Genomic DNA, 24488 nt, shown 5'->3' with positions numbered 1-24488 from the left:
CGAGCCCACCCCTAGCCACTCCCGCTTGCTGGAGGGGGATGAAGACATGCCCGTTCGCAAGTGTATCCTTTCGGGCGAGCGCGACGTCAGGCCGCACCTCGTGCGACTCGCGTTGTCGCCCGATGGCCAGATCCTTCCCGACGTGCGGGCCAAGGCTCCCGGCCGCGGCGCGTGGATTGGCGTGACTCGAGTCGAGCTCGAAGCCGCGATCAAGAAGGGCAAGCTCAAGGGCGCTCTCTCCCGCGCGTTCAAGACCGGCGAGTTCACCATCGATCCTGAGCTTCCGGCCAAGATCGAATCCGCGCTGGAGCGTAACGCGCTCGACCGGCTCGGGCTCGAATCGCGCTCCGGCACGGTGCTGATCGGCTCCGACCGGATCGAGCAGAACGCGCGGCAGGGCAAGCTGAAGGCGCTGTATCACGCGTCCGACGCGGCCGAGGACGGCAACCGCAAGCTCGATCAGGCGTGGCGCATCGGCAACGATGTCGAGGGCTCGGGTTTGCGGGGGTTGGCACTCCCGGTATCGCGCACCATATTGGCGTTGGCGCTGGGGCGGGAAAATGTGGTACACATTGGCCTGACCGACCGCGCTGCAGCAAAGCGGGTGAGCGAAGCGCTCGACCGTTGGCTGCATTTTATCGGCCCCGAACCTTCTTCCGTGTCTTGCGAAACGGCCTCGCAGGGCGCATCGGCGTCACCACAAAATGGGGCGCCACCGATACAACAGGCGTCCGGATCGACCGGAACACGCCCGGCCGTGGACATGACTGAGGAATTTGAGTGAGCGACACGGACAACGAGAAGCCGAAACTTGGCATGCGCGCACCTTTGGGTGTGAAGCGCACGGTCGAGACCGGCCAGGTGAAGCAGAGCTTCAGCCACGGCCGATCGAATACGGTGATCGTGGAAACCAAGCGCGCGCGCGTCCTGCGCCGTCCGGGCGAGCCCGACGTGCAGGTCGCGGATGCCGCACCGGTTGCTGCGCCCGCCCCGGCGGCTGCCCCCGCAGCTCCGGCACCGCAGGCGCGTGCACCGCAGCCTGCGCCCGCCCCCGTGCGTCAGCAGCAGAGCAATCTGTCGCCGCAGGAGCGCCAGGCCAAGCTGCTCCGCGAGGCCGAAGAGCAGCGCATGAACACGCTGGAAGAAGGGCGTCGTCGCCAGGAAGCCGAACGGGCCAAGGCGATCGAGGACGAGCGTAATCGCGTCGCCGATCGTGCGCGTGCCGAGGCTGAAGCCAAGGCGCCGAAGCCCGTCGAGGCCCCTGCGCCGGCACCGGCACCCGTGGTCGAAGCGGCTCCCGCTCCGGTCGCGGCTCCGACGCCAGCGCCTGCGCCGGTCGAAGTCCCCGTTGCTGCGGCGCCTGCCCCGGCACCGGTTGCCGCGGCTCCTGCGCCTGCACCGAAGCCCGCTCCGGTAGTGGCTGCTCCTGCGCCGGCCCCCAAGCCTGCGCCGGCCCCCAAGCCTGCGCCGGCTCCCGTCGCTCCGCCGGCACCGCCGCCCATTCTCGAACTGACCCGCGATCCGGCGTTCCCGGCACCACGCCGGTTCTCGCCGGTGGCGCGTCCCGAGCGTCCTCCGCCGCCGCCAAAGCCTGTCGCAGCACCCGCTGCCGCAGCGCCGACCACGGCTGCGAATGCCGGCACGACCGCGGCTCGCCCCGGTGCGACTGGCGTCAACGCTCCGGCTGGTGGCGTCCGTCGCGACGCAGTGCCTGCGCGTCCGCAGCAGCGTGACCGCAAGGGCGACGATCGTCGCACTTCGGGCAAGCTCACCGTCAACCGCGCGCTCGGCGATGGTGATGGTGCACGGGCTCGTTCGCTCGCCGCGCTGAAGCGTGCGCGTGAGAAGGAGCGTCGTGGTAGCGGTGGTCCGCGCGAGGCGCAGGCCAAGCAGATCCGCGACGTCGTCGTCCCAGAGGCGATCACCGTGCAGGAACTCGCCAACCGCATGGCCGAGAAGGGTGCCGACCTCGTCAAGGCACTGTTCAAGATGGGCATGCCCGTCACGATGACGCAGACGATCGACCAGGATACCGCCGAGTTGCTCGTCACCGAGTTCGGCCACAACCTGACGCGCGTCAGCGATGTCGACCAGGATCTGGCCAACGACACGATCGACGATGCCGAGGAGACGCTGAAGCCGCGTGCCCCGGTCGTCACGATCATGGGTCACGTCGATCATGGCAAGACGTCGCTGCTCGATGCCCTGCGCGGCACCGACGTGGTGCGCGGCGAAGCGGGTGGCATCACCCAGCATATCGGCGCCTACCAGGTCACGCTGAAGGACAAGTCGAAGATCACCTTCCTCGACACGCCGGGCCATGAGGCGTTCACGCAGATGCGTGCACGCGGCGCGGACGTCACCGACATCGTCATCCTGGTGGTGGCGGCGGATGACGGCCTGATGCCGCAGACGGTGGAAGCGATCGCCCACACCAAGGCGGCGGGCGTGCCGATGATCGTCGCGATCAACAAGATCGACAAGGAAGGCGCCAATGCCCAGAAGGTGCGCGAGCGCCTGCTGAGCGAGGAGATCGTGGTCGAGGACATGGGCGGCGACGTCCAGGACGTCGAAGTTTCCGCGACCAAGAAGATCGGTCTCGATGCGTTGATCGAGAAGATCCAGCTCCAGGCCGAACTGCTCGAACTGCGCGCCAATCCGGATCGCGCCGCCGAGGGTACGGTGATCGAGGCCAAGCTCGACAAGGGCCGTGGTCCGGTCGCGACGATCCTCGTGAACCGCGGTACGCTGCGGGTTGGCGACATCTTCGTGGTCGGTGGCGAGAGCGGCAAGGTCCGTGCGCTGGTCGACGACAAGGGCAAGCAGATCAAGGAAGCGGGTCCGGCGATGCCGGTCGAGGTCCTCGGTCTGTCGGGTGTTCCGCAGGCGGGCGATCCGTTCCAGGTCGTCGAGAACGAGGCACGCGCCCGCGAAGTCGCGGAATATCGCCGCAGCGTGAAGACCGACAAGCGGACCGCATCGGTTCCTGCCAGCCTCGAGAGCATGTTCTCGGCGCTGAAGGAAAAGCAGGCGATCGAATATCCGCTGGTCGTGAAGGCGGATACGCAGGGCACGGTCGAGGCGATCGTCGGGGCGATCAACAAGATCTCCACCGACCTGATCAAGGCACGCGTGCTGAGCTCGGGCGTCGGTGGCATCACCGAGTCGGACGTCACGTTGGCGGCCGCTTCGGGGGCACCGATCATCGGCTTCAACGTTCGCCCGAACGCCAAGGCACGCGAGATCGCCGAGCGCCAGAAGGTCGCGTTCAAATATTACGACGTGATCTACGACCTGATCGACGAGATCCGGGCGGGGATGGCAGGCGAGCTTGGGCCGGAAGCGTTCGAGACGGTCGTCGGTCGTGCCGATATCCGCGAGGTCTTCTCGGCGGGCAAGCACGGCAAGGCGGCGGGTCTGCTCGTTACCGAGGGCAACATCCGCAAGGCGCTCAAGGCGCGTATCACGCGCAACGACGTCATCATCTACCAGGGCGAGATCGCATCGCTGCGTCGCTTCAAGGATGATGTCGCCGAGGTCCGTGCGGGGCTCGAGTGCGGCGTGACGTTCACGTCGAACTTCGTCGACATCAAGGCCGGCGACGTCCTCGAGACGTTCGAAGTCGAGATGCGCGAACGCACGCTTTGAGGCCTAGAGCCCTCTCCCTGCGGGGAGAGGGTTGGGTGAGGGGCGGTCCGCGCGACAGCGTTCGTGGCAGCCCCTCACCCCCACCCTCTCCCCGGAGGGGCGAGGGAGTTAGAAGAATGAAGACTGATACCCCAGAAGCAAAAGCCGTCCGCTCGTTGCGCGTCGGCGAACAAGCGCGTCATGCGCTGTCCGACATCCTCGCGCGCGGCGACGTCCACGATCCGGTGCTCGAAAAGCACCTCGTGACGATCACCGAGGTCCGCATGTCGCCGGATCTCCGCCACGCCACCGTCTTCGTGAAGCCGCTGCTCGGCAAGGACGAGGAAAAGGTGCTGAAAGCGTTGCGCACGAACACCGCCTACCTCCAGCGCGAAGTCGCGAACCGGGTGCAGATGCGGTATGCCGCCAAGCTGAAGTTCCTCGCGGACGAGAGCTTCGACGAGGGCACGCACATCGACCAGTTGTTGCGGGATCCGCATGTTGCGCGGGATCTGGCTGAAGATTGATTTTGCCGGGCTGCTAGCACTCGGCTTGCAGCGGATCAGGACTCACGGCGGGCCTAGTGAAAATGCCACCCCGCCCCATCCAGCACTCCGCACCTCGCTTGTTGCCCGCCCCTCTTCCGTTCGTGCTGAGTAGAGACCGAGTAGCTTCGAAGAAGCGTATCGAGGGCTCGTATCGAAGCATGCGTTCCGCACCCCAACCTGTCCTTCGATACGCCGCTTCGATAAGCTCAGCAGCTACTCAGGACGAACGGATGGTGCGGCGGTCCCTCGGGCCGAGCGATGGGCGGCGGTCGTACGGGAGCAACTTGCTGCTTGCGCAATTCCGCCCCGTAGCGCGCGACGCCTCTGGACATCCCCCCTCGTTCCCGCTCTTTGCCCCCATGGCCAAGCTGTATTTCTACTACGCGTCGATGAATGCGGGGAAGTCGACGAACCTGTTGCAGGCGGACTTCAACTACCGTGAGCGAGGGATGCGGACGATGCTGTTTACCGCGGCGATCGACGATCGGTTCGCGGCGGGGACGATCACGTCGCGGATCGGGCTGGAGGCGCCGGCGATCGCGTTCGATGCGGGGACGGATATCGGGGCTTGCGTGGTTCGGCAGCATGGCGAGGACGCGATTTCGTGCGTGCTGGTGGACGAGGCGCAGTTTTTGACGTCTGCACAGGTCGATCAGTTGGCGTATGTCTGCGACGTGGTCGGGATACCGGTGCTGGCTTACGGATTGCGGACCGATTTCCAGGGGGCGCTGTTTCCGGGGTCGGCGCGGTTGCTGGCGCTGGCGGACTCGCTGGTCGAGATCAAGTCGGTTTGCATGTGCGGGCGGAAAGCTACGATGAACCTGCGGGTCGACGGGAACGGGCGGGCGATTGCCGAGGGGCAGCAGACCGAGATTGGCGGGAACGACCGCTATGTCGCGCTGTGTCGGCGGCATTTTTGTGAGGCTTTGGGGTAGGCTTCACCCCTCCCCGTCATCCTGACGAAAGTCAGGATCCAGAGTTACGAACCGCAGCGGACATGGCTCTGGATTCTGACTTTCGTCAGGATGACGGAGTAGATGGGTGGCCGCTCCCCCCTCAACTGAATTCTAGGACTTACGCGCATGCATGGCTGGATCATTCTCGACAAGCCGCTGGGGCTTGGCTCGACGCAGGGGGTGTCGGCGGTGAAGCGTGCCTTGCGCAGCGGCGGGTATGGGAAGTTCAAGGTGGGGCATGGCGGGACGCTCGATCCGCTCGCTACCGGGGTTCTGCCGATCGCCGTTGGGGAGGCGACCAAGCTTGCCGGGCGGATGCTCGATAGCGACAAGATCTATGATTTTACGGTGATGTTCGGGGTTCAGACGGATACGCTAGATGCGGAGGGCGTGAGCGTCGCTACGTCCGACGTTCGGCCGACTCTCGCTGCGGTGGAGGCTGTGCTCGCGCAGTTTACCGGGCCGATCTCGCAGGTGCCGCCCGCCTATTCAGCGCTGAAGGTTGATGGGGAGCGGGCTTATGATCTGGCTCGGGCTGGGCATGAGGTGGTGCTGGCGAGCCGGGATGTGACGATCCATTCGTTATCCTCCCCGGTACGGGGAGGGGGACCAGCGCAGCTGGTGGAGGGGGGCTTCCGCGAGCGTACCGTTGGTGGCGAGCCCCCCTCCACCCCCGTCCAAGTGGACGGCGGTCCCCCTCCCCGTGTCGGGGAGGAATTGCAGGATGAGCCCCTCCTCCACTCCCCGCTGGAGGAGGTCACGCTTACAGCGCATGTCTCGAAGGGCACCTACATCCGTTCCCTCGCGCGCGACATCGCCCTGGCCCTCGGCACCGTCGGCCACGTTACCATGCTCCGCCGCACCAAGGCCGGTCCGTTCGACCTCACGTCCGCGATATCGCTGGACAAACTGGACGAACTCGCTAGAGGCAACGCGCTTGAAGATGTACTTCTGCCCTTGAGGGTGGCGCTGGACGACATCCCGGCTCTCTCCCTCACCCCCGACCAGGCAGGGGCGCTCCGACAGGGGCGTATCTTGGCCGGGATCGCCGCAGACGATGGCCAATACTTCGCCGAACTGGACGCTGTCCCGGTCGCGCTGGTGGAGGTCGAGGACGGAGACGTCCGGGTCGTTCGCGGTTTCAATCTGTGATGTCGAGGACATGAATTCATGACGATTACCGCTGAACGCAAGACCGAGCTCGTCAAGGAGCATTCGCGCGCTGAGGGTGACACCGGTTCGCCGGAAGTCCAGGTCGCGATCCTGACCGAGCGCATCAAGAACCTGACCGAGCATTTCAAGGGCCATAAGAAGGACAACCACTCGCGTCGTGGTCTTCTCATGATGGTCAACAAGCGCCGGACGCTGCTGGATTATCTCCGTCACAAGGACGGCCAGCGCTATCTGGATCTGATCGCGAAGCTCGGTCTCCGCAAGTAACACGAACGGCTCCCCTCGGGGGGCCGTTTTCGTATATAGGGTTTTGGTTCCGCGCATTTCGCGCGGAGGCAAACGCCAGGACACAATTCGGTGCACTGGCAAGGAACGACAACTCGCTCCACACCGCCGCAGGCCGGCTAAGCCCGCACATAGGCCCCAAACGCATCTGGCGTTTGGAGTGAAGGAAAAAGAATGTTCGATACCAAGACCGTAAGCGCCCAGTGGGGCGGCAAGACGCTGACGCTCGAGACCGGCCGCGTTGCGCGCCAGGCCAATGGCGCAGTTCTCGCCACCCTCGGCGAGACCGTCGTTCTGTGCGCCGTGACGGCTGCACGGACCGTCAAGGAAGGGCAGGATTTCTTCCCGCTCACCGTCCATTACCAGGAGAAGTTCTCCGCGAGCGGCCGCATCCCCGGCGGCTTCTTCAAGCGTGAGCGCGGCGCGACCGAAAAGGAGACGCTGACCAGCCGTCTCATCGATCGCCCGATCCGTCCCCTCTTCCCAGAGGGTTTCTACAACGAGATCAACGTGATCTGCCAGGTTCTGTCGTATGACGGCGAGAACGAGCCGGACGTCCTCGCGATGGTCGCGGCGTCGGCGGCACTGACGATCTCGGGCGTGCCGTTCATGGGCCCGATCGGCGCAGCACGCGTCGGCTACGTCGATGGCGCGTACATCCTCAACCCGACGCTCGAGGAAGCCAAGGCTGGCGATCTCGACCTCGTCGTCGCCGCCACCGGCCAGGCCGTGATGATGGTCGAATCGGAAGCCAAGGAGCTTTCGGAAGAGATCATGCTCGGCGCCGTGCAGTTCGCTCACAAGGCCTGCCGCGAAGCCGCGAACCTGATCATCGATCTGGCTGAGATGGCTGCCAAGGATCCTTGGGAAATGGCCGAGCAGGCCGACCTCTCGACCGCCAAGGACAAGCTGAAGAAGCTGATCGGCAAGGACATCGCGGCCGCCTACAAGGTGACCGACAAGTCCAAGCGTTCGGACCTGCTGAATGCCGCTCGTGCGAAGGGCAAGACGGCATTCGCCGATGCCTCGCCGCAGGATCAGATGGCAGCCGGCAAGCTGATGAAGAAGCTGGAGGCGGAGATCGTCCGCGGCGCCATCCTCAAGGACGGCACCCGCATCGACGGCCGCACCACCACGCAGATCCGTCCGATCGAGGCGATGGTCCACTTCCTGCCGCGGACGCATGGCTCGGCTCTGTTCACGCGTGGCGAGACGCAGTCGATCTGCACCACCACGCTCGGCACGCGCGATGCGGAGCAGATGATCGACGGCCTCAACGGGCTTTCGTATGAAAACTTCATGCTGCACTACAACTTCCCTCCGTATTCGGTTGGTGAAGTCGGTCGCTTCGGTGCGCCGGGTCGTCGCGAAGTCGGTCATGGCAAGCTCGCATGGCGCGCGCTGCACCCGGTGCTGCCGACCAAGGAAGAGTTCCCGTACACGATCCGCGTCCTGTCGGACATCACCGAGAGCAACGGCTCGTCGTCGATGGCGACGGTCTGCGGCGGTTCGCTGTCGATGATGGATGCGGGCGTTCCGCTGAAGCGTCCGGTGTCGGGCATCGCGATGGGCCTGATCCTCGAGGGCAAGAACTTTGCGGTTCTCAGCGACATCCTCGGCGACGAGGATCACCTCGGCGACATGGACTTCAAGGTGGCTGGCACGTCCGAGGGCATCACGACGATGCAGATGGACATCAAGATCGCCGGCATCACCGAGGAGATCATGGGCAAGGCGCTGGCGCAGGCCAAGGAAGGCCGCGCACACATCCTGGGCGAAATGGCCAAGGCACTCGACCACACCCGTGAGGAACTGTCGGCCCACGCACCGCGCATCGAGAGCTTCCAGATCGACAAGTCGAAGATCCGTGAAGTCATCGGCACCGGCGGCAAGGTGATCCGCGAGATCGTCGCGCAGACCGGCGCCAAGGTCGACATCGACGACGAGGGCGTGATCAAGGTGTCGTCGTCCGACCCCGCGCAGATCGAAGCCGCGATCAAGTGGATCAAGGGCCTCGTCGAGGAAGCCGAAGTCGGCAAGGTCTATGACGGCAAGGTCGTCAACCTGGTCGATTTCGGGGCGTTCGTGAACTTCATGGGTGGCAAGGACGGTCTCGTCCACGTGTCCGAGATCAAGAACGAGCGCGTCGAGAAGGTGTCCGACGCTCTGACCGAAGGCCAGGAGGTCAAGGTCAAGGTTCTCGAGATCGACCCGCGCGGCAAGGTGCGCCTGTCGATGCGCGTCGTCGACCAGACGACCGGCGAAGAGCTGGAGGACACGCGTCCTGCACGTGAGCCCCGTGAGGGTGGCGATCGTGGTCCGCGCGGTCCGCGTCGTGACGGCGATGGTGGTCGTGATGCAGGCAACGGCGGCGGTGGTCGTGGTCCGCGCGGCGAAGGCGGCGGCGGTCGTGATGGGGGCGACCGCGGCTCGCGTGGCCCGCGTCGTGACGGCGACGGTGGCCGTGACGCAGGCGGCAACGGCGGTGGCCGTGGTCCGCGTCGTGACGGCGGTGGAAACGGCGGCAATGGCGGCGGCGAGCGTGCTGCACGCACCGACGGCGACAAGGCTCCCGAGTTCGCTCCGGCGTTCCTGACCGGCGATCGCGACTAAGCCTTTGCTGCTGACGGCAAAGAAGGGAGGGGCTCGGGAAACCGGGCTCCTTTCTCATTTGTGGCTCGCCTCGCCTCGTTATCCCTTGATAATATGACTTATATCGGAACGGAGCGGCATGCCGGATGTTCGAACCGATATGACCGCTATTTCCAAGTCCGTTATTCTCGTCGTCGATGACGATGCCCTGGTCCGGGTCCATTCCAATCTGGTGCTGGAGGATGCCGGCTACGAAGTCCTCGAAGCCAGTAACGCGGCCGACGCCTTGGCGAAGCTGGAAGAGCGACCCGACATTGCCGCGCTGTTCACTGATGTCCGCATGCCCGGTGCCTTAAACGGCATCGACCTTGCCAATGCGGTTCACGCGCAACGCCCCGATATTGCGATCCTGGTCACGTCGGGGGCCGACAACGGCACGACCGCCGCGCTGCCGAAGGCCGCGCGGTTCGTACAAAAGCCTTATACCGGCGCACAACTTAGCAAGCTCTTACAGCTCTAATTGCCATTGTGCCGGAGTATTAACTTGGATTTTCTCATCGTATAGCCTCGTTGAGTCTGAACCATCATTACAGTTGCCGCTTGGCAGTATTAGGATCATCGTCCGCCACTTGAGCATAGACTCGCGGGGGCGACCTAATGACATCGTTGAATAGTGCACGGCCGGCGCAGCGGAATATCATTGCGAGCGAGCGCCGCTTCTTCCTCGGCATGGCGATAGCGATCGCCGTCACGGTGATCTTTGGCTTCACGTTGAATGCCGCGCGGATGCACTGGACGTTTCTCGAACTGCCCTTGCAAGTTCATTTGCATGCCGCCGCCTTCCTGGCGTGGATCATCCTCTACGTCGTGCAGAACTGGCTGGTCGTCCGGGGATCGATTACTAGGCACCGCCAACTGGGCGTGCTCGGCGCCGTTATCGCAACGTCGATGGTCGTGCTGGGCATCGTAACTACCGTTGCGGCTGTCCAGCAACACCGCGTACCGCCGTTCTTTCCACCGGGCATTTTTCTCGTGCTGGATGTGCTGGGGGTGATTGGCTTCGGCATCCTGACCGCCTGGGCAATCGCGCTGCGCAAGCAGGCTGCTTGGCACAAGCGACTTATGTTGTGTGGCACGATCCTGGTCATGTCGCCCGCGCTCGGGCGGATCCTACCGATGCCGCTGCTGGGCCAGTTCGCGCCGCTCGCGGTATTCGCGTCGATGGCGGTGTACGTCATCGTGGGGATGATCTTCGACCTGCGCCTGCGGGGGAAGATACATCCGGCCTATTATTGGGGTGGGGGCGTGCTGGTCGTGACCAACGTGCTGGTCGGCCCGCTTGGCTTCAGTCCACCGGTGCTGCGGCTGGTCGAGCGCCTTGCCGCGTGATCGGGGCCGCATGATGAGACCATATATCGGGATAGTGGGGAGCTTCTGTTGCTCGGTGCCCCCCGTACCGCCGGTGTCCACTTCTGTTGCCCGGTGTGGCCCGTACCGCGCTTTCGTCCGTATAACTTAGGTCGTTAGACCGTCAGTTATGCGGCAATTGCGAGTGCTTCGTTATCGTTGGCACTTGTGTATGGGCCGTTGCGGTGGTCCCATTCCGAGCGAAACATAGCGTCGTTGAACACACGTCGATCCTAGTTCGACCCCGTCATCGCCCCCCTCTTGCAAAGAGGGCGGTGGTGGAGTCGCCGGGTACTGCCCCCGGGTCCGCTGTGTCTATGACACGCCACGGTTTATCGCCATAGCCGCCAAGAGAAGATTCCCCCGACGTCATGACCGATATAGGGGGGCCGCATCGATCTGAAAAGCCCGGCCAAATGAAAAGACTGGCGCGATGGCTGCCCTCCCCCGGATAAATCTCCGATGGGTTAGCACACAGCGTGCCAAACCGCCTTTCGCTCGCCACAAAGCGCGTGCATAGCAACCTGCATTATGTTGACGCAGCGCTCCCGCTACGCGCTCCGCGCGATGATCTTCCTTGGCGGTGCTCCCGCCGGTGGCCCTCCCATTCCGATGACGCGGATCGCCGCCGAGGCGAACGTGCCGCGCAAATTCCTCGAGCTGATCCTCGCCGACCTGCGCGAGTCGGGCTTGCTCCACAGCCATCGCGGCAAGATGGGCGGCTACCGCCTGTCGCGGCCGAGCCATCTGATTTCGCTCGGCGAGATCATCCGGATCATAGAGGGTCCGCTGGCGCTGGTGCCGTGCGTGAGCCGGACCGCATACCGGCCATGCCTCGATTGCAAGAGCGAAGCCGACTGCGCGATCCGCTTTGCGATGATGCGCGTGCGCGACGAGACCGCCCGGATCCTGGATGGCACCAGCCTGGCGGATGCGAATGCCGAGGAACTGGTAGCGGCTTAGTTTTCCTTCTCCCCTCGGGAAGAAGGTGGCGCGGCAGCGTCTGATGAGGGGGAGTTGGGATCCCGTCCCGAGCCTCACGCCCCTCACCCTTCCGTCGCCTACGGCTCCTCCCTCCCTCTCCCCGCAGGGGCGAGGGACAAGCATGTCACCCCCGCGCCTTCAACTCGTCGCGGATCTCACGTAGCAGCGCGATCTCGACCGGCTCCGGCGCAGGTGCGACGACAACCGCCTCTTCCTCACGCTTCAACCTTGCCGTCTCGCGCTCGATCAACGCCGCCGTCCGGTTCACCACGCGCAGGATCATGAAGATGATACCCGCGACGATCACGAAATTGACCAGCTGCGTCGCGAACGCGCCATAGCCGAGCAGCGGCACGCCCGCCTTCTTCAACGCCGCGTAATCGCTCAGCGAGCCCGCGTAGTTTGCCGGCACCGGCCCCATCCGCCAGAAATAGCTCGAGAAATCGAGCCCGCCGAAGATCTTGCCGATCACCGGCATCAACACGTCGTCGGTGAGCGACGTGACGATCTTGCCGAACGCCGCGCCGATGATCACCGCGATGGCGAGATCGAGCACGTTGCCGCGCATGATGAACGCCTTGAACTCTTTAAACACCGGCGAATTCCTTGAGCATCTACGCCCCCTCTGTTGCTCCACCGACGCTAACCATCGATTTCGGTTTCGCCAACCCTGCGGACTGTCCTATGAGGGTGACACAGGTATTCAGGAGAGCCCCGATGTCACGTGCCCCAATCGCCCGCGGTACCGCCGCGATCCTCCTCGCATCGGCGCTGGCCGGGTGCGGGATCAACAGCATTCCGACCGCGGAAGAGACCGCGAAGGCACGCTGGGCCGACGTCCAGAACAATTATCAACGCCGCGCCGACCTGATCCCCAACCTCGTCGCGACCGTGAAGGCGGCAGGCGCGCAGGAAAAGGACATCCTCGTCCAGGTGACGCAGGCGCGCTCCGCCGCGAACTCGGTCCAGGTCTCGGCCGCCGATCTCTCCGATCCGGCGAAGATGGAGCAGTATCAGCGCGTCCAGGGTGCCGTCGGCGTGTCGCTGCAACGCCTTCAGGAGGCGTATCCCGAGCTGAAGAGCCAGGGCAACTACACCACGCTGATGAGCCAGCTCGAGGGCACCGAGAACCGCATCACGATCGCGCGGCGCGATTACAACGGCGCGGTCCAGGCGTATAATACCAAAATCCGCACCTTCCCCGACGCGGTCGGCGCGAAGATCTTCTACGGCGCCAAGCCGATGGTGCCGTTCGCGGCGACCACGCCGGGTGCGGAGACCGCGCCGACGGTGAACTTCGGCAACGCGAGCTGATCCGAGCATTATGCTCCGCCATCTCCTGACGCTGGCGTTTGCGGTGCTGCTGGGAAGCGGTACCGCAACCGCACAGACTCTTCCCAAGTTCACCGGCTTCGTCGTCGATGCGGCGAACGTCATCCCGCCCGAGCAGGAAGCGGCGCTGACCAAGCGGCTCGACGACCTGCAGAAGACGACCGGCAACCAGCTGGTGGTCGCGACGGTGCCCGATCTCGAAGGGTATCCGATCGAGGATTACGGCAATCGGCTGATCCGGAGCTGGGGCGTCGGGCTGAAGGATGCGAACAACGGCGCGATCCTGCTGGTCGCGCCGAACGACCGGAAGGTGCGGATCGAGGTCGGTTATGGCCTCGAACCGGTGCTGACCGACGCGTTCTCCAGCGTCGTCATCAACCAGCAGATCCTGCCGCGCTTCAAGGCGGGCGACATCCCCAGCGGGATCGTCGCGGGGACCAACGCGGTGGCGGACCAGCTCGCGCTGCCTGATGCGGAGGCGCGCGCGAAGGTTACGGCGGCAGCGGCGGAGTATGACAAGACACATCGTCGCTCCAATTCGGGCGGCGGCGGCGTGCCGATCGGGCTGATCTTCTTCGGGATCGTGCTGGCGGCGATCGTCATTCCGATGATCTCGCGGCGCGCGGGCGGACAACGCGACACCGATGGAGGGCGAGGCGGTGGCAGCGGTGCCTTGCCAATCGTGTTGTGGAGCATCGCCGACGCGATGACTCGTGGCGGCGGTAGTGGCGGCGGCGGAAGCTGGGGCGGTGGTGGCGATAGCGGCGGTGGCGGCTGGGGCGGTGGTGGTTTTGGCGGCGGCGGCGGTGGATCCGGCGGCGGCGGCGGCGCATCGGGGGGATGGTGACATGCGGTTGAATGACACCGACCACGACCGCGTCACCGCGGCGGTCACCCAGGCGGAGACCACGACGACCGGCGAGATCGTCACGATCGTCGCGCGGCAGTCCGATGCCTATCACGACGTGTCGATGCACTGGGGCGTGCTTGCGATGCTGCTGACGCTGGCGTTGCTCGCATATCATCCGGTCGCGGCGGACCATATCTACGCGCTTTTCGATCCCTGGCAGGCGGCACCGCAGGGTGCGCTGTACGTGGTGGCACTGGTGCTGGTGACTTTGGTGTTCCTGGCGGTGCGGCTCGTGCTGGCGTCGACACCGGCGCGGCTTGCGCTGACGCCGGGTGCGACCAAGGCGCGGCGCGTGCGGCGGCGGGCTCTGCTCCTGTTCCGTGCGGGCGCCGAGAAGCGCACCAAAGGCTCGACCGGCGTGCTGCTGTACCTGTCGCTCGCCGAGCACCGCGCGGAGATCATCGCCGACGACGCGATCCACTCGCGCGTGCCGAACGAGACCTGGGGCGCGGCGATGGCGGCGGTGCTGGCCGGCGTCCGCGACGATCGTCCGGGCGACGGGATGGCGGATGCGGTCGCGCAGATCGGCGCGGTGCTGGCCGAGCATTTCCCGCGGACCGGTGCACCGGTGAACGAACTTCCAGACAGGCTGATCGAACTATGAGCAAGACCGTATGGGCCGGGAAATTCCTGACCGTGCAGACCGAGGGCACGTGGGAGTTCGCCGCGCGCCAGGGCGAGATCGCGGCGGCGGTGATCGTCGCGATCGACGAGGGCGACGTGATCCTGGTGGAGCAGTTCCGCGTGCCGCTGGGCCGGGCGTGCCTGGAGCTACCGGCCGGGCTGGTCGGTGACGAAACCGCGGGCGAAAGCGTCGCGGTGGCGGCCGGCCGCGAGCTAGAGGAAGAGACCGGCTACCGCGCGGACGCGATCGAGGACCTTGGCGTGTTCTATTCGTCGCCGGGGATGACGTCGGAATGCTTCACGCTGGTCCGCGCCACCGGGCTGACCAAGGTAAGCGATGGCGGCGGGGATGGCGACGAGAACATCACCGTGCACCGGGTGGCACTAGCGGATGTGCCGGCGTTCGTGGCCGAGAAGCGGAAGGCGGGGGTGGCGATCGATACCAAGATGCTGCTGATCCTGGCTGGGTCGATCCTCTAACCAATACCTGTTTCCCCGCGAAGGCGGGGACCCAGACTGGGCTCCCGCCTTCGCAGGAGAACAAGGACGTACGGGAGGGCCTAGCGCCGCTCTCCCCGCTTACTTGAAATTGTCGGCGTAGCTCTGCAGCTTCAGCGTCTTCTGCGGCGCCGGCACCACGGTGTAACCAAACCCCTCACGCTCGCAGTGGGCGATCGCCGCTTCGGCGGTCGGGAACAGCAGGCGGAGCTGGTCGCGGGTGTCGCCGCTGCCGGCCCAGCCGGTGAGCGGGTCGGGGCGCTTGGGCTCCGACGGTTCGAATTCGAGCTGCCAGGCGTCGGTCCGGTGCTTGCCGGACTGCATGGCGTTCTTGGGGCGCTGGAAAATACGGGCGGTTGGCATGAGCCCCCCTTATCGCGAACCGGCGGCCCTTGCATCCGCCTTTTTCGTGCGCAGCGTCGCGGACGCCGCAGCGGGGTCGTCGGGCCAGGGATGCTTGGGATAGCGCCCGCGCATTTCCTTCGCCACCGCGGTCCAGCTGCCGGCCCAGAAACCGGGCAGGTCGCGCGTTGTCTGGATCGGACGGCCGGCGGGCGATGTGAGGCTCAGCACCAGCGGTACGCGGGCCTCGCCGATCACCGGATGCACCGCGAGGCCGAACAGGGCTTGAACGCGGAGCTCGACGCGCGGGCCGCCTTCGGCTGCGTAATCGATCGCGTGCGTGCTGCCGGCGGGGCTGGTGAAATCGGGTGGCGCGAGGCGGTTGATCGTCTGCATCGCGTCCCAGCCGAGTAGGTTGCGCAAGGCTTCGGCGAGCGCGCCGGGGACGATCGCGTCGAGTCGGCGCTTGCCGGTCAGGAGGGGAGCCAGCCATTCGTCGACCCGGTCGAGCAGGGTTTCGTCGTCGAGCGGTACGCCCGCATAGGCGGCGCGGTCGCGCAGCGCTTGCGCACCGTCGCTCCACGGTAGCAGCGCGAGGCCGTGCTCGCGGACGCCGTCGATGAGCGCGGCGAGGATCGCGTCGGGGTCCGCGCCGCTATCGGGGCCGCTCGACAGGCGGATCGCGCCGAGGCGGCGTTCGCGGAGCGCCTGGATGCCGCCGGTCGTGGGGTCGAACGTGACGGTGCGACGCGAGTCGATGCGATCGGCGAAGAGCGTTTCGACGGCAGCCTGGTCGATCGCCACGGCGGAGAGGATGCGCGCGCCGGCGGCCGAGCCTTGCGTGTCGGCGACGGCGAGCCATTCCGAGCGGGCGAGTGGCGAGGTCGGGTCGAGCTTGAACCCGCGGCCGCCGACCGAGGCCCAGGTTTCGCCGGACGCATCGCGGCGGCGTGCGACGCGATCGGGAAAGCCAAGCGCGACGCAAACCTCTGCCCCCCCTCCCGCAAGCGGGAGGGGGTTGGGGGGTGGGCGCCCGGTCTCGACGTCGCGCGACGAGGATGGCGCGAGCCCACCCCCCGGCCCCTTCCCGCTTGCGGGAGGGGGGGCAAGTTTCGCCCATCTGTCCGCCATTGCTCTTGCCGCTTGTGCTTTGGGGCCGCGTTCGGTTTTCCATCTGCGGAGGCGGGTTTCGAGGTCGACGTCCTGTCCGCCGATGCCGCGTTCGCCTAGCAGGACCGCGATCTGCGCCGCTGTGTTTGCCAAGCCGCGCCCCCCCGCGCGCAGGAGCATGTGCGCCAGTCTCGGCGGCATCGGCAGCTTCGCGATCGCGCGGCCGTGCGAGGTGGGACGACCGTCCTCGATCGCCTCCAGCGTCGTCAGCCGCGCCATCGCCTCGTCGATCGCCGCTGCGGGAGGCGGGTCGATCCAACGGAGGTCTCGCGGATCGCCGACGCCCCAGAGTGCGCAAGCCAGCACCAGCGCGGACAGGTCCGCCTCCAAGATTTCGGGCGGATCGTAGCGCGGGAGGCCGGCGGTCGCGGCTTCTTCCCACAGTCGATACGCGATGCCCGGCCCCAGCCGCGCGGCGCGGCCAGCGCGTTGCGTGGCCGCCGCCTGGCTCGCGCGCTCGGTGACCAGACGCGTCATACCGGCGGCGCGGTCGTAGCGGGGGCGTCTCGCGAGGCCGGAGTCGACGACGATGCGGATGCCGTCGAGCGTCAGGCTGGTCTCGGCGATGCTGGTGGCGAGCACGACCTTCCGCCGGCCATCGGGTTCGGGGAGGATCGCGGCGCGCTGGGCCGCAGGGTCGAGGCTGCCGTGGAGTTCGTGCAGGACGATGTCGTCGGGCAGATTGGCGAGGCGATCGGCGGTCCGTTCGATTTCCGCCACGCCGGGTAGGAACGCGAGCACGCCGCCCTCCGCGTCGCCGAGCGCGCGGCGGATCGCGGCGGCGACCGAGTCCTCGATGCGGAGTTCGGCTTGGCGACCGATGTGGCGGAGCGTGAGTGGGTAGCTGCGGCCTTCGCTTTCGATGACGGGGGCGCCGTCCATCAACGCTGCAAACCTTGCACCGTCCAGAGTCGCGGACATCGCGACGATGCGGAGGTCGGGGCGGAAGCCGGCCTGGACGTCGAGCGCGAGCGCGAGCCCGAAGTCGCCGTCGAGGCTGCGTTCGTGGACTTCGTCGAACAGGACTGCGGACACGCCGGCGAGTTCGGGGTCGGCCTGGATGCGTGCGACGAAGATGCCCTCGGTGATGACCGTTACGCGGGTCGCGGCGGAGCGCTTGCTGTCCATGCGGGTGGCGTAGCCGAACGTATGGCCGACGGGTTCGCCAGCGGTGGAGGCCATGCGTTCGGCGGCGGCGCGCGCGGCGAGGCGGCGGGGGGAGAGGAGGAGGATCTCGTCCGTGCACCAGGGTTCGGTGAGGAGGGCTGGCGCTACTGCGGTAGTTTTGCCGGCGCCCGGGGGCGCGACGAGGACCGCGGAGGTGCGGTCGCGGAGGGTGACGAGGAGGTCGGGGAGTACGGCTAGGATCGGGAGCGGCGGCGGGGTCATGCGCGCCTGCTGCCACAGTAGCGGGGTTGGCGACAGGTTTTGCTTGGGCGGTCCCTTGGGAGGGTACGAGTTCAAACCAACGATTGCGCGCTTTCGATTCCCCCCGCCAGGGGGAGGTGGCAGGCACTTGCCTGACGGAGGGGGCGGTAAGCGACGACTTCGGGTCCGTGTCCTCCCCCTCCGTCACCTTCGGTGCCACCTCCCCCTGGCGGGGGAGGATCGTTCGAGCTCACGGACGTCGATGGCTTACCTACCCGCCAACAGCACCGCCCTGGCGAAGGCCGGGGTCCAATTGGGAAACGGCGCTGACTGCTGTTGCGCTCCGTTATTGCCACCTCTCCAATTGGGCCCCGGCCTCCGCCGGGGTGGTGCGCCTATCCGGACGGGCCGGGCACCAGACGAGTTGATCGCTGCCGAACGCGTTGCGAGAGCCCACCCCGCCCCTATCCCACCGAAGGCTGGCAAGCGCCCGCGAACCTGCTAGACGCTGCGGCAGTAATCATGGCGTCCGATCCCTCCCCCACCTCGACGACGGCGACAGGCCGCACTTCCGACCGGCTCCGCGGCAAGGTCGCGCGCGCGTGGGCGAGTCGGTGGACCAAGGCGGCGCTGGTGCTGGTGGTGCTCGGCTTCGTCGCGATCTTCGCGTTCTGGTTCGCGGTCATGCGCGACCTGCCGTCGGTCGACACGCTGCGCACCTACGAGCCACCGTTGCCGACCAACGTCCGCGGGATCGATGGCGCGCCGATCCACTCCTACGCGCGCGAACGCCGCGTGGAACTGAGCTACGCCGAATATCCGCCGCTGCTCGTGAAGGCGTTCCTCGCTGCCGAGGACAAGTCGTTCTTCGAGCATCACGGCGTTGATTACCCCGGCCTCGCAGGCGCGGTGTATGATTATGCGACCAAGCTCGGCACGGGAAAGCGCGCCAAGGGCGGCTCGACGATCACGCAGCAGGTCGCGAAGAACCTGTTGATCGGCAACGCCTATTCGCCGTCGCGCAAACTGCGCGAGGCGGTGCTCGCGTACAAGATCGAGGACACGCTGACCAAGGAGCAGATCCTCGAGCTGTACCTCAACCAGATCGCGCTCGGGCGTAACGCGTTCGGCGTCGAGGCGGCGAGCCATGCCTATTTCGACAAGGAGCTCGACCAGCTCGATCTCGCGCAGATGGCGTATCTCGCGATCCTGCCCAAGGGTCCGTCGAACTACGATCCGGTCCGCAACACCGAGCGCGCGATGATCCGGCGCAATTACGTGCTGAACCGGATGCTCGACAACGGCTTCATCACGCGCGCGCAGCATGACCAGGCCAATGCCGAGCCGCTTGGCGCGGTGATGCGGCGGACGCCGAAGTTCGAGAGCGTCGGCGGCTATTTCGTCGAGGAAGTCCGTCGCCAGCTGATGGCGAAGTTCGGCGAGAACGCGAAGGATGGCCCGTACAGCGTCTATTCGGGCGGGCTGTGGGTGCGGACGTCGTTCGACGCGAAGTTGCAGGATCTCGCGCAGCAGGCCTTGCGTGATGGTCTGGTGCGGTTCGACAGCGGGCGCGGCTGGAACGGCCCGATCCGTCATGTCGAGATCGAGGACGACAACTGGCTCCAGCCGTTGCTCAACAGCAATATTGCGCTCGATTACCGCGATTGGGTCGCAGCGATCGTGACGGGCAAGGACGGTAATGCCTGGAGCCTCGGCTTCCGCACCGGTAAGATGGGCACGCTGCCGCGCTATGCCGCGCAGATGCCGGTGCGCGGCAAGGGCGGCAACGCATTCGGCGCGATCAAAACGGGTGACATCATCGCGGTGGCGCCGGACGGCGGCGAATTCTCGCTGCGGGCGATCCCGAAAGTCTCGGGCGCGTTCGTGGTCGAGGAGCCTGCGTCGGGCCGCGTGCTGGCGATGCAGGGCGGCTTCGACGACCGGTTGCAGGCGTTCAACCGCGCGACTCAGGCGATGCGCCAGCCGGGCTCGACGATCAAGCCGATCGTCTATTCCGCCGCGCTCGACAACGGCATGACGCCGGCCTCGATCATCATCGACGGGCCGTTCTGCGTCTATCAGGGCGCGCGGCTCGGCCAGAAATGCTTCCGCAACTTCGGCAATTCGCGCGGGTCCGGCCCGCACACGATGCGCTGGGGTATCGAGCAATCGCGCAACCTGATGACCGTGCGCGCCGCCGCGCAGACGGGGATGCCGAAGGTCGTCGCGACGATCAAGAAGATGGGCGTCGGCGATTACGCGCCGTATCTCTCCTACGCGCTTGGCGCCGGCGAGACGACCGTCGGGCGGATGGTCAACGCGTATTCGATCCTCGCCAACAACGGCAAGGGCGGCCCGCCATCGCTGATCGACTTCGTCCAGGATCGTCACGGCAAGGTGATCTGGCCGGAGAACTGGCGGCCGTGCGATCGCTGCAACGCGCCCGACTGGGACGGCAAGCCGATGCCGCGGCCGATCACGCGCCAGCGCCAGGTGCTCGACGCGATGACCGCCTACCAGATGGTCCACATCACCGAAGGCGTGGTCCAGCGCGGTACCGCGGTGACGCTGCGCGATCTCGACCGGCCGATGTTCGGCAAGACCGGCACGAACAATGGCCCGACCGACGTGTGGTTCGTCGGGGGCACGCCGCAGTTCGTCGGCGGGCTGTATATCGGGTTCGACACGCCGAAGAATCTCGGTGGCGCAGCACAGGGCGGCACGCTCGCCGCGCCGATCTTCAAGCAGTTCGCGGTCAAGGCGTATGAGGACCTGCCCAAGCTGCCGTTCCGCGCGCCCGCCGGGATCCGCATGGTCCGGATCGATCGCGGTAGCGGCCGGCCGGTCTATGGCACGTGGCCCGACACCAGCGATCCGAAACCCGCGGTGATCTGGGAAGCGTTCAAGCCCGAGAGCGAACCGCGGCGCGCCGCACGACGCTCGGATGTCGCCCCCACGACTGCTACGACCACCACCGCGGTGAAGAAGGCCGAAGCCCCGCGCGACAGCGAATTCTTGCAAAGACAAGGCGGAATCTACTAGCGCGCTTATATAGACGTCATCCCGGCGCCCGCCGGAGACCCGCCCCGCTCGCTTGGGACGGCGATCCCGACCTCCGCCGAGAAGACGGAATTTTTGGAGAATATCATGCGCGCCGAAGCGCAGGCTCACGTAGACACCATCAACGACGCGCTGGCGCTGCTGCGCCGCTTCCTCGACTGGGACCGCGCGCTGCGTCGTCTCGACGAGCTGAACGCGCGCGTCGAGGATCAGGCGCTCTGGTCCGATCCCAAGGCCGCGCAGGAGGTGATGCGCGAGCGTCGTCGTCTCGACGAGGCGATCAGCGCGACGCGTGCTATTCAGAGTGAGCTTAGCGACACCGCCGAGCTGATCGAGATGGCCGAGGCCGAGGGCGATACCGAGATGGAGGCGGACGGCGTTGCGTCGCTTGCCGAACTCGCCGCGCGTGCCGACAAGGACAAGATCAAGGCGCTGCTCGCGGGCGAAGCTGACGCGAACGACACCTATATCGAGGTCAACGCGGGCGCGGGCGGGACCGAGAGCCAGGACTGGGCGGGCATGCTCAGCCGAATGTATTCGCGCTGGGGCGAGCGCCACGGTCTGAAGGTCGAGCTGGTCGATCAGCATTCGGGCGAGCAGGCCGGGATCAAGTCCGCCACGCTACTGCTGAAGGGCGAGAACGCGTATGGTTACGCGAAGACCGAGAGCGGCGTGCATCGGCTCGTGCGGATCAGCCCCTACGATTCGGCGGCGCGGCGGCACACATCGTTCGCGAGCGTCTGGGTGTACCCGGTCGTCGACGACAATATCGAGGTCGAATACAACGAGAGCGACCTGCGCATCGACACGTACCGCGCGTCGGGCGCTGGCGGCCAGCACATCAACACGACCGACTCGGCGGTGCGCATCACGCACATCCCGACCGGCATCGTCGTGCAGTGTCAGAACCAGCGCTCGCAGCACAAGAACAAGGCCGAGGCCTATAACCAGCTCCGTGCGCGTCTGTACGAGCGCGAACTGGCGATCCGCGAGACTGCCGCCAACGCCGAGAATGCCGGCAAGACCGACATCGGCTGGGGCCACCAGATCCGCTCGTACGTGCTCCAGCCGTACCAGATGGTGAAGGACCTGCGCACCGGCGTGGTCTCAACCAGCCCGTCGGACGTGCTCGACGGCGACCTCGAGATGTTCATGGCGGCGGCGCTGTCGCAGCGCGTGACCGGCGAGGCCGTCGAGGTGGAGGACGTCGATTGAGCTTGCGGGGTTTCCTTGCCCTGATGGTCCTGCCGATGCTTGCGCTATGCGCGTGTGACGGCAGCAAGCCACTGATCAAGCGCGAGCCCAAGGAGCCGGTGTTCCCCGCCGCCGACCGTCCGGTCGCGTCGATCGTCTCGACGCGCTGGTCGAACGAGGAAGCGCGCGACCGGCTGAACGAGGCCGGCGAGGTCATGAACAAGGGCGAGATCCGCAAGGGTATGACGGTCGCGGATATCGGCGCGGGCGAAGGCTATTACACGATCCGCCTCGCCGCGCGCGTCGGCAAGGACGGGCGCGTGCTCGCGGAGGACATCATCCCGGCGGTGCGCGACCAACTGGCCGAACGCGTTGCGCGCGAGGATCTGGCGAACGTCAGCGTGAAGCTGGGCGAGGCGAACGATCCCAAGCTGCCGGAGGCGAGCTTCGACCGGGTGCTGATGGTGCACATGTATCACGAGATCGAGCAGCCCTACGAGTTCCTGTGGCGGCTGCGGCCGTCGCTGAAGCCGGACGGGCTGGTGGTGGTGGTCGATGCGAACCGCCCAACGCAGAACCACGGCACGCCGCCGGCGCTGCTGAAGTGCGAGTTCGCGGCGGTCGGGTACACGCAGGTGGATACCGACGACATGCCCTCCGCCGGGGGGTACATCGCGACTTTCCGCGCGAACGGACCGCGGCCGGCGCCGGAAGCGATACGGGCGTGCCGGCTGGGGTGAAATTAGGTTCGGGTCGTGACCCAACCAAAGCACGCCACCCCGGCGAAGGCCGGGGCCCAGTTGGGAAGGCAGTAGTAACGGCGTTCGGCGCTAAGTTGGCGCCGTCCCCCAACTGGGCCCCGGCCTCCGCCGGGGTGGTGGAATTGGGGGTTTAGCGCTCCTCACACCAAACCCATCGTCGCAGACTTGAGAACCGGTCGCCCGCAGTCCGACGACAGCCCACGCTTCCTTGTTCTCCCGCGAAGGCGGGAGCCCAGTCTGGGTCCCCGCCTTCGCGGGGAAACAAACTTTTGTGTCGTCATCTAGGAGACGCCCCCATCCCGCTGATGCCCGCCACAGGTTCGGTAGGAATCGATGCGACAAGTCAGACGATCCCCATCGCACGCAAACTCGTCACCTCGCCCCCCGCGATCACCAGGTGATCGATCAAAACCACTTCCAACGTCCGCAACCCAACGGCCAGTGCCCGCGTGAACGCGACGTCCCGCGCACTCGGCGTAGCATCCCCGCTCGGATGGTTGTGCGAGATTATCACTCCGTGAGCGCCGAACGCCAGCGCATCCACCGCGACCGTCCGGATCGAGATCGTCACATGATCCCGCCCCCCGACGACATGCCGCATCCCGAGAAGCCTCCGGTTCGGATCAAGATACGCGACCGCCACCGTCTCTACCGTGGCATCACGCAAGCTGGCGAACAGCGCGCGCGCCGCGGCGAGGTCGGCGATACGAGGGGAAGGCACGGACGACGGCGGCACATACCCGCCTGCCCCGCGCCGCCAACGACCGCACGCGCAACTACATCCGCTTGAGCCCCCGCCCCCGCGCCGCTACGCCCCCAGCATGCGCCAATATCTAGACCTCATGGACCGCGTGCTCTCGACCGGCGTCGAGACGATGGACCGCACCGGCACCGGCACGCTCAGCGTGTTCGGCGCGCAGATGCGGTTCGATCTCGCGCAGGGCTTCCCCGTGCTCACCACCAAGAAGCTGCACCTCCGCTCGATCATCGTCGAACTCCTGTGGTTCCTCCGCGGCGACACCAACGTCCGCTGGCTACAGGAGCGGAAAGTCGCGATCTGGGACGAATGGGCGGACGAGAATGGCGACCTCGGCCCGGTCTACGGCAAGCAGTGGCGCGACTGGGTCGCCGCGGACGGTCGCCACATCGACCAGATCGCCGAGCTGATCGCGCAGATCAAGACCAACCCCGCCTCGCGCCGCCAGATCGTCAGCGCGTGGAACCCCGGCGACCTCCACGCGATGGCGCTCGCGCCGTGCCATTGCCTGTTCCAGACGCACGTCGCCAACGGCAAACTGTCGCTCCAGCTCTACCAGCGCTCGGGCGACATCTTCCTCGGCGTGCCGTTCAACATCGCCAGCTACGCGCTACTCACGCACATCCTCGCGCAGCAATGCGGGCTCGAGGTCGGCGAATTCATCTGGACCGGCGGCGATTGCCACCTCTATTCGAACCATCTGGAGCAGGCGCAACTGCAACTGACGCGCTCGCCCGGGCCTCTCCCCCGCCTTGAGATATTGCGGAAGCCGGACTCGATCGACGCGTACGAGTATGAGGATTTCGTCCTCCACGATTACGTCGCGCAGGCGCACATCAAGGCCCCCGTCGCGGTCTGAACAGAGAGCGCCCCCGCGGCAGCGCCGCGCGACCGAATCGC

22 protein-coding genes and 1 other RNA gene are annotated in these 24488 nt (G+C 66.2%); 18 read left to right on the top strand and 5 right to left on the bottom strand.

All coding sequences use genetic code 11. From position 1 onward, the window contains the following. Window positions 1-46 precede the first annotated feature (46 nt). The 9 genes from C8J25_RS12780 (at window position 47) to C8J25_RS12740 (ending at window position 10570) form a co-directional block, all read left to right on the top strand. Window positions 47-784, top strand: coding sequence for a DUF448 domain-containing protein (locus tag C8J25_RS12780; protein ID WP_107954755.1), 738 nt, complete (start codon window positions 47-49; stop codon window positions 782-784). Beyond that, window positions 781-3648 (top strand): translation initiation factor IF-2, encoded by a 2868-nt coding sequence (infB, locus tag C8J25_RS12775; RefSeq protein ID WP_107954754.1) that lies wholly within the window; start codon window positions 781-783, stop codon window positions 3646-3648. Before C8J25_RS12780 ends, infB begins: the two co-directional genes overlap by 4 nt. 116 nt (window positions 3649-3764) lie before the next feature. After that, window positions 3765-4154 carry a 30S ribosome-binding factor RbfA gene (rbfA, locus tag C8J25_RS12770; RefSeq protein ID WP_107954753.1) on the top strand — a complete coding sequence of 130 codons (390 nt, stop codon included), beginning with the start codon at window positions 3765-3767 and terminating at the stop codon, window positions 4152-4154. Window positions 4155-4534: 380 nt separating this feature from the next. Next, window positions 4535-5110: a thymidine kinase gene (locus tag C8J25_RS12765; protein WP_107954752.1), complete on the top strand. Its 576-nt coding sequence runs from the start codon at window positions 4535-4537 to the stop codon at window positions 5108-5110. A 147-nt stretch (window positions 5111-5257) separates the two neighbouring features. Beyond that, the gene (gene truB, locus C8J25_RS12760; protein WP_107954751.1) at window positions 5258-6283 is read left to right on the top strand and encodes a tRNA pseudouridine(55) synthase TruB; all 1026 of its coding nucleotides are present in this window, start codon (window positions 5258-5260) and stop codon (window positions 6281-6283) included. An 18-nt stretch (window positions 6284-6301) separates the two neighbouring features. Further along, window positions 6302-6571 carry a 30S ribosomal protein S15 gene (gene rpsO, locus C8J25_RS12755; protein ID WP_055881152.1) on the top strand — a complete coding sequence of 90 codons (270 nt, stop codon included), beginning with the start codon at window positions 6302-6304 and terminating at the stop codon, window positions 6569-6571. 192 nt (window positions 6572-6763) lie between these two features. After that, window positions 6764-9202 carry a polyribonucleotide nucleotidyltransferase gene (gene pnp, locus C8J25_RS12750; protein ID WP_107954750.1) on the top strand — a complete coding sequence of 813 codons (2439 nt, stop codon included), beginning with the start codon at window positions 6764-6766 and terminating at the stop codon, window positions 9200-9202. 139 nt (window positions 9203-9341) lie between these two features. Continuing rightward, window positions 9342-9701: a response regulator gene (locus C8J25_RS12745; protein WP_107954749.1), complete on the top strand. Its 360-nt coding sequence runs from the start codon at window positions 9342-9344 to the stop codon at window positions 9699-9701. A gap of 137 nt (window positions 9702-9838) precedes the next feature. After that, a complete protein-coding gene (locus tag C8J25_RS12740) occupies window positions 9839-10570 on the top strand; it encodes a hypothetical protein (protein WP_107954748.1) in 732 nt (243 codons plus the stop codon). A 72-nt stretch (window positions 10571-10642) separates the two neighbouring features. Here C8J25_RS12740 and ssrA read toward each other — a convergent pair. Then, window positions 10643-10998: a transfer-messenger RNA gene (ssrA, locus tag C8J25_RS12735) on the bottom strand. Window positions 10999-11119: 121 nt separating this feature from the next. Between ssrA and C8J25_RS12730 the strand changes: the two genes are divergently transcribed. Next, window positions 11120-11551 carry an RrF2 family transcriptional regulator gene (locus C8J25_RS12730; protein WP_107954747.1) on the top strand — a complete coding sequence of 144 codons (432 nt, stop codon included), beginning with the start codon at window positions 11120-11122 and terminating at the stop codon, window positions 11549-11551. 145 nt (window positions 11552-11696) lie between these two features. Here the strand turns inward: C8J25_RS12730 and mscL are convergent, their stop codons facing one another. Beyond that, the gene (gene mscL / locus C8J25_RS12725; protein WP_107954746.1) at window positions 11697-12167 is read right to left on the bottom strand and encodes a large conductance mechanosensitive channel protein MscL; all 471 of its coding nucleotides are present in this window, start codon (window positions 12165-12167) and stop codon (window positions 11697-11699) included. Between the two features lie 122 nt (window positions 12168-12289). Between mscL and C8J25_RS12720 the strand changes: the two genes are divergently transcribed. From C8J25_RS12720 to C8J25_RS12705, 4 genes are read left to right on the top strand one after another with little or no spacing between them, the layout of a single operon-like run. Continuing rightward, window positions 12290-12886: a LemA family protein gene (locus C8J25_RS12720; protein ID WP_056065884.1), complete on the top strand. Its 597-nt coding sequence runs from the start codon at window positions 12290-12292 to the stop codon at window positions 12884-12886. Window positions 12887-12896: 10 nt separating this feature from the next. Next, window positions 12897-13751, top strand: coding sequence for a TPM domain-containing protein (locus C8J25_RS12715; RefSeq protein WP_107954745.1), 855 nt, complete (start codon window positions 12897-12899; stop codon window positions 13749-13751). A 1-nt stretch (window position 13752) separates the two neighbouring features. Continuing rightward, complete coding sequence (locus C8J25_RS12710; RefSeq protein WP_107954819.1) at window positions 13753-14418, top strand: TPM domain-containing protein; 666 nt, start codon at window positions 13753-13755, stop codon at window positions 14416-14418. Then, on the top strand, window positions 14415-14918 hold the full coding sequence (locus C8J25_RS12705) for an NUDIX hydrolase (RefSeq protein ID WP_107954744.1): 504 nt from the start codon (window positions 14415-14417) through the stop codon (window positions 14916-14918). The genes C8J25_RS12710 and C8J25_RS12705 overlap by 4 nt, the downstream gene beginning before the upstream one ends. Before the next feature lie 99 nt (window positions 14919-15017). Here C8J25_RS12705 and C8J25_RS12700 read toward each other — a convergent pair whose 3' ends face one another. Next, complete coding sequence (locus tag C8J25_RS12700) at window positions 15018-15299, bottom strand: ETC complex I subunit (protein ID WP_056051595.1); 282 nt, start codon at window positions 15297-15299, stop codon at window positions 15018-15020. Between the two features lie 9 nt (window positions 15300-15308). Then, the gene (hrpB, locus tag C8J25_RS12695) at window positions 15309-17837 is read right to left on the bottom strand and encodes an ATP-dependent helicase HrpB (protein ID WP_107954743.1); all 2529 of its coding nucleotides are present in this window, start codon (window positions 17835-17837) and stop codon (window positions 15309-15311) included. A gap of 501 nt (window positions 17838-18338) precedes the next feature. Here hrpB and C8J25_RS12690 point away from each other — a divergent pair. From C8J25_RS12690 to C8J25_RS12680, 3 genes are all read left to right on the top strand, one after another. Continuing rightward, window positions 18339-20858, top strand: a complete 2520-nt coding sequence (locus C8J25_RS12690; protein ID WP_107954742.1) for a penicillin-binding protein 1A — start codon at window positions 18339-18341, stop codon at window positions 20856-20858. A gap of 105 nt (window positions 20859-20963) precedes the next feature. Then, window positions 20964-22091, top strand: a complete 1128-nt coding sequence (prfB, locus tag C8J25_RS12685) for a peptide chain release factor 2 (RefSeq protein ID WP_056051599.1) — start codon at window positions 20964-20966, stop codon at window positions 22089-22091. Between the two features lie 23 nt (window positions 22092-22114). Continuing rightward, entirely contained in the window at window positions 22115-22810 is a 696-nt protein-coding gene (locus tag C8J25_RS12680; RefSeq protein ID WP_107954741.1) for a class I SAM-dependent methyltransferase, read from the top strand. A gap of 364 nt (window positions 22811-23174) precedes the next feature. Here the strand turns inward: C8J25_RS12680 and C8J25_RS12675 are convergent, their stop codons facing one another. Continuing rightward, a complete protein-coding gene (locus C8J25_RS12675) occupies window positions 23175-23552 on the bottom strand; it encodes a JAB domain-containing protein (protein ID WP_244187064.1) in 378 nt (125 codons plus the stop codon). A gap of 100 nt (window positions 23553-23652) precedes the next feature. Here C8J25_RS12675 and C8J25_RS12670 point away from each other — a divergent pair, with 100 nt between their 5' ends. After that, complete coding sequence (locus C8J25_RS12670) at window positions 23653-24447, top strand: thymidylate synthase (RefSeq protein WP_107954739.1); 795 nt, start codon at window positions 23653-23655, stop codon at window positions 24445-24447. Window positions 24448-24488 lie beyond the last annotated feature (41 nt).

Source organism: Sphingomonas faeni (assembly GCF_003053745.1).
GTDB lineage: Bacteria > Pseudomonadota > Alphaproteobacteria > Sphingomonadales > Sphingomonadaceae > Sphingomonas > Sphingomonas faeni.
This window is presented reverse-complemented; position numbering and strand designations above follow the sequence as displayed.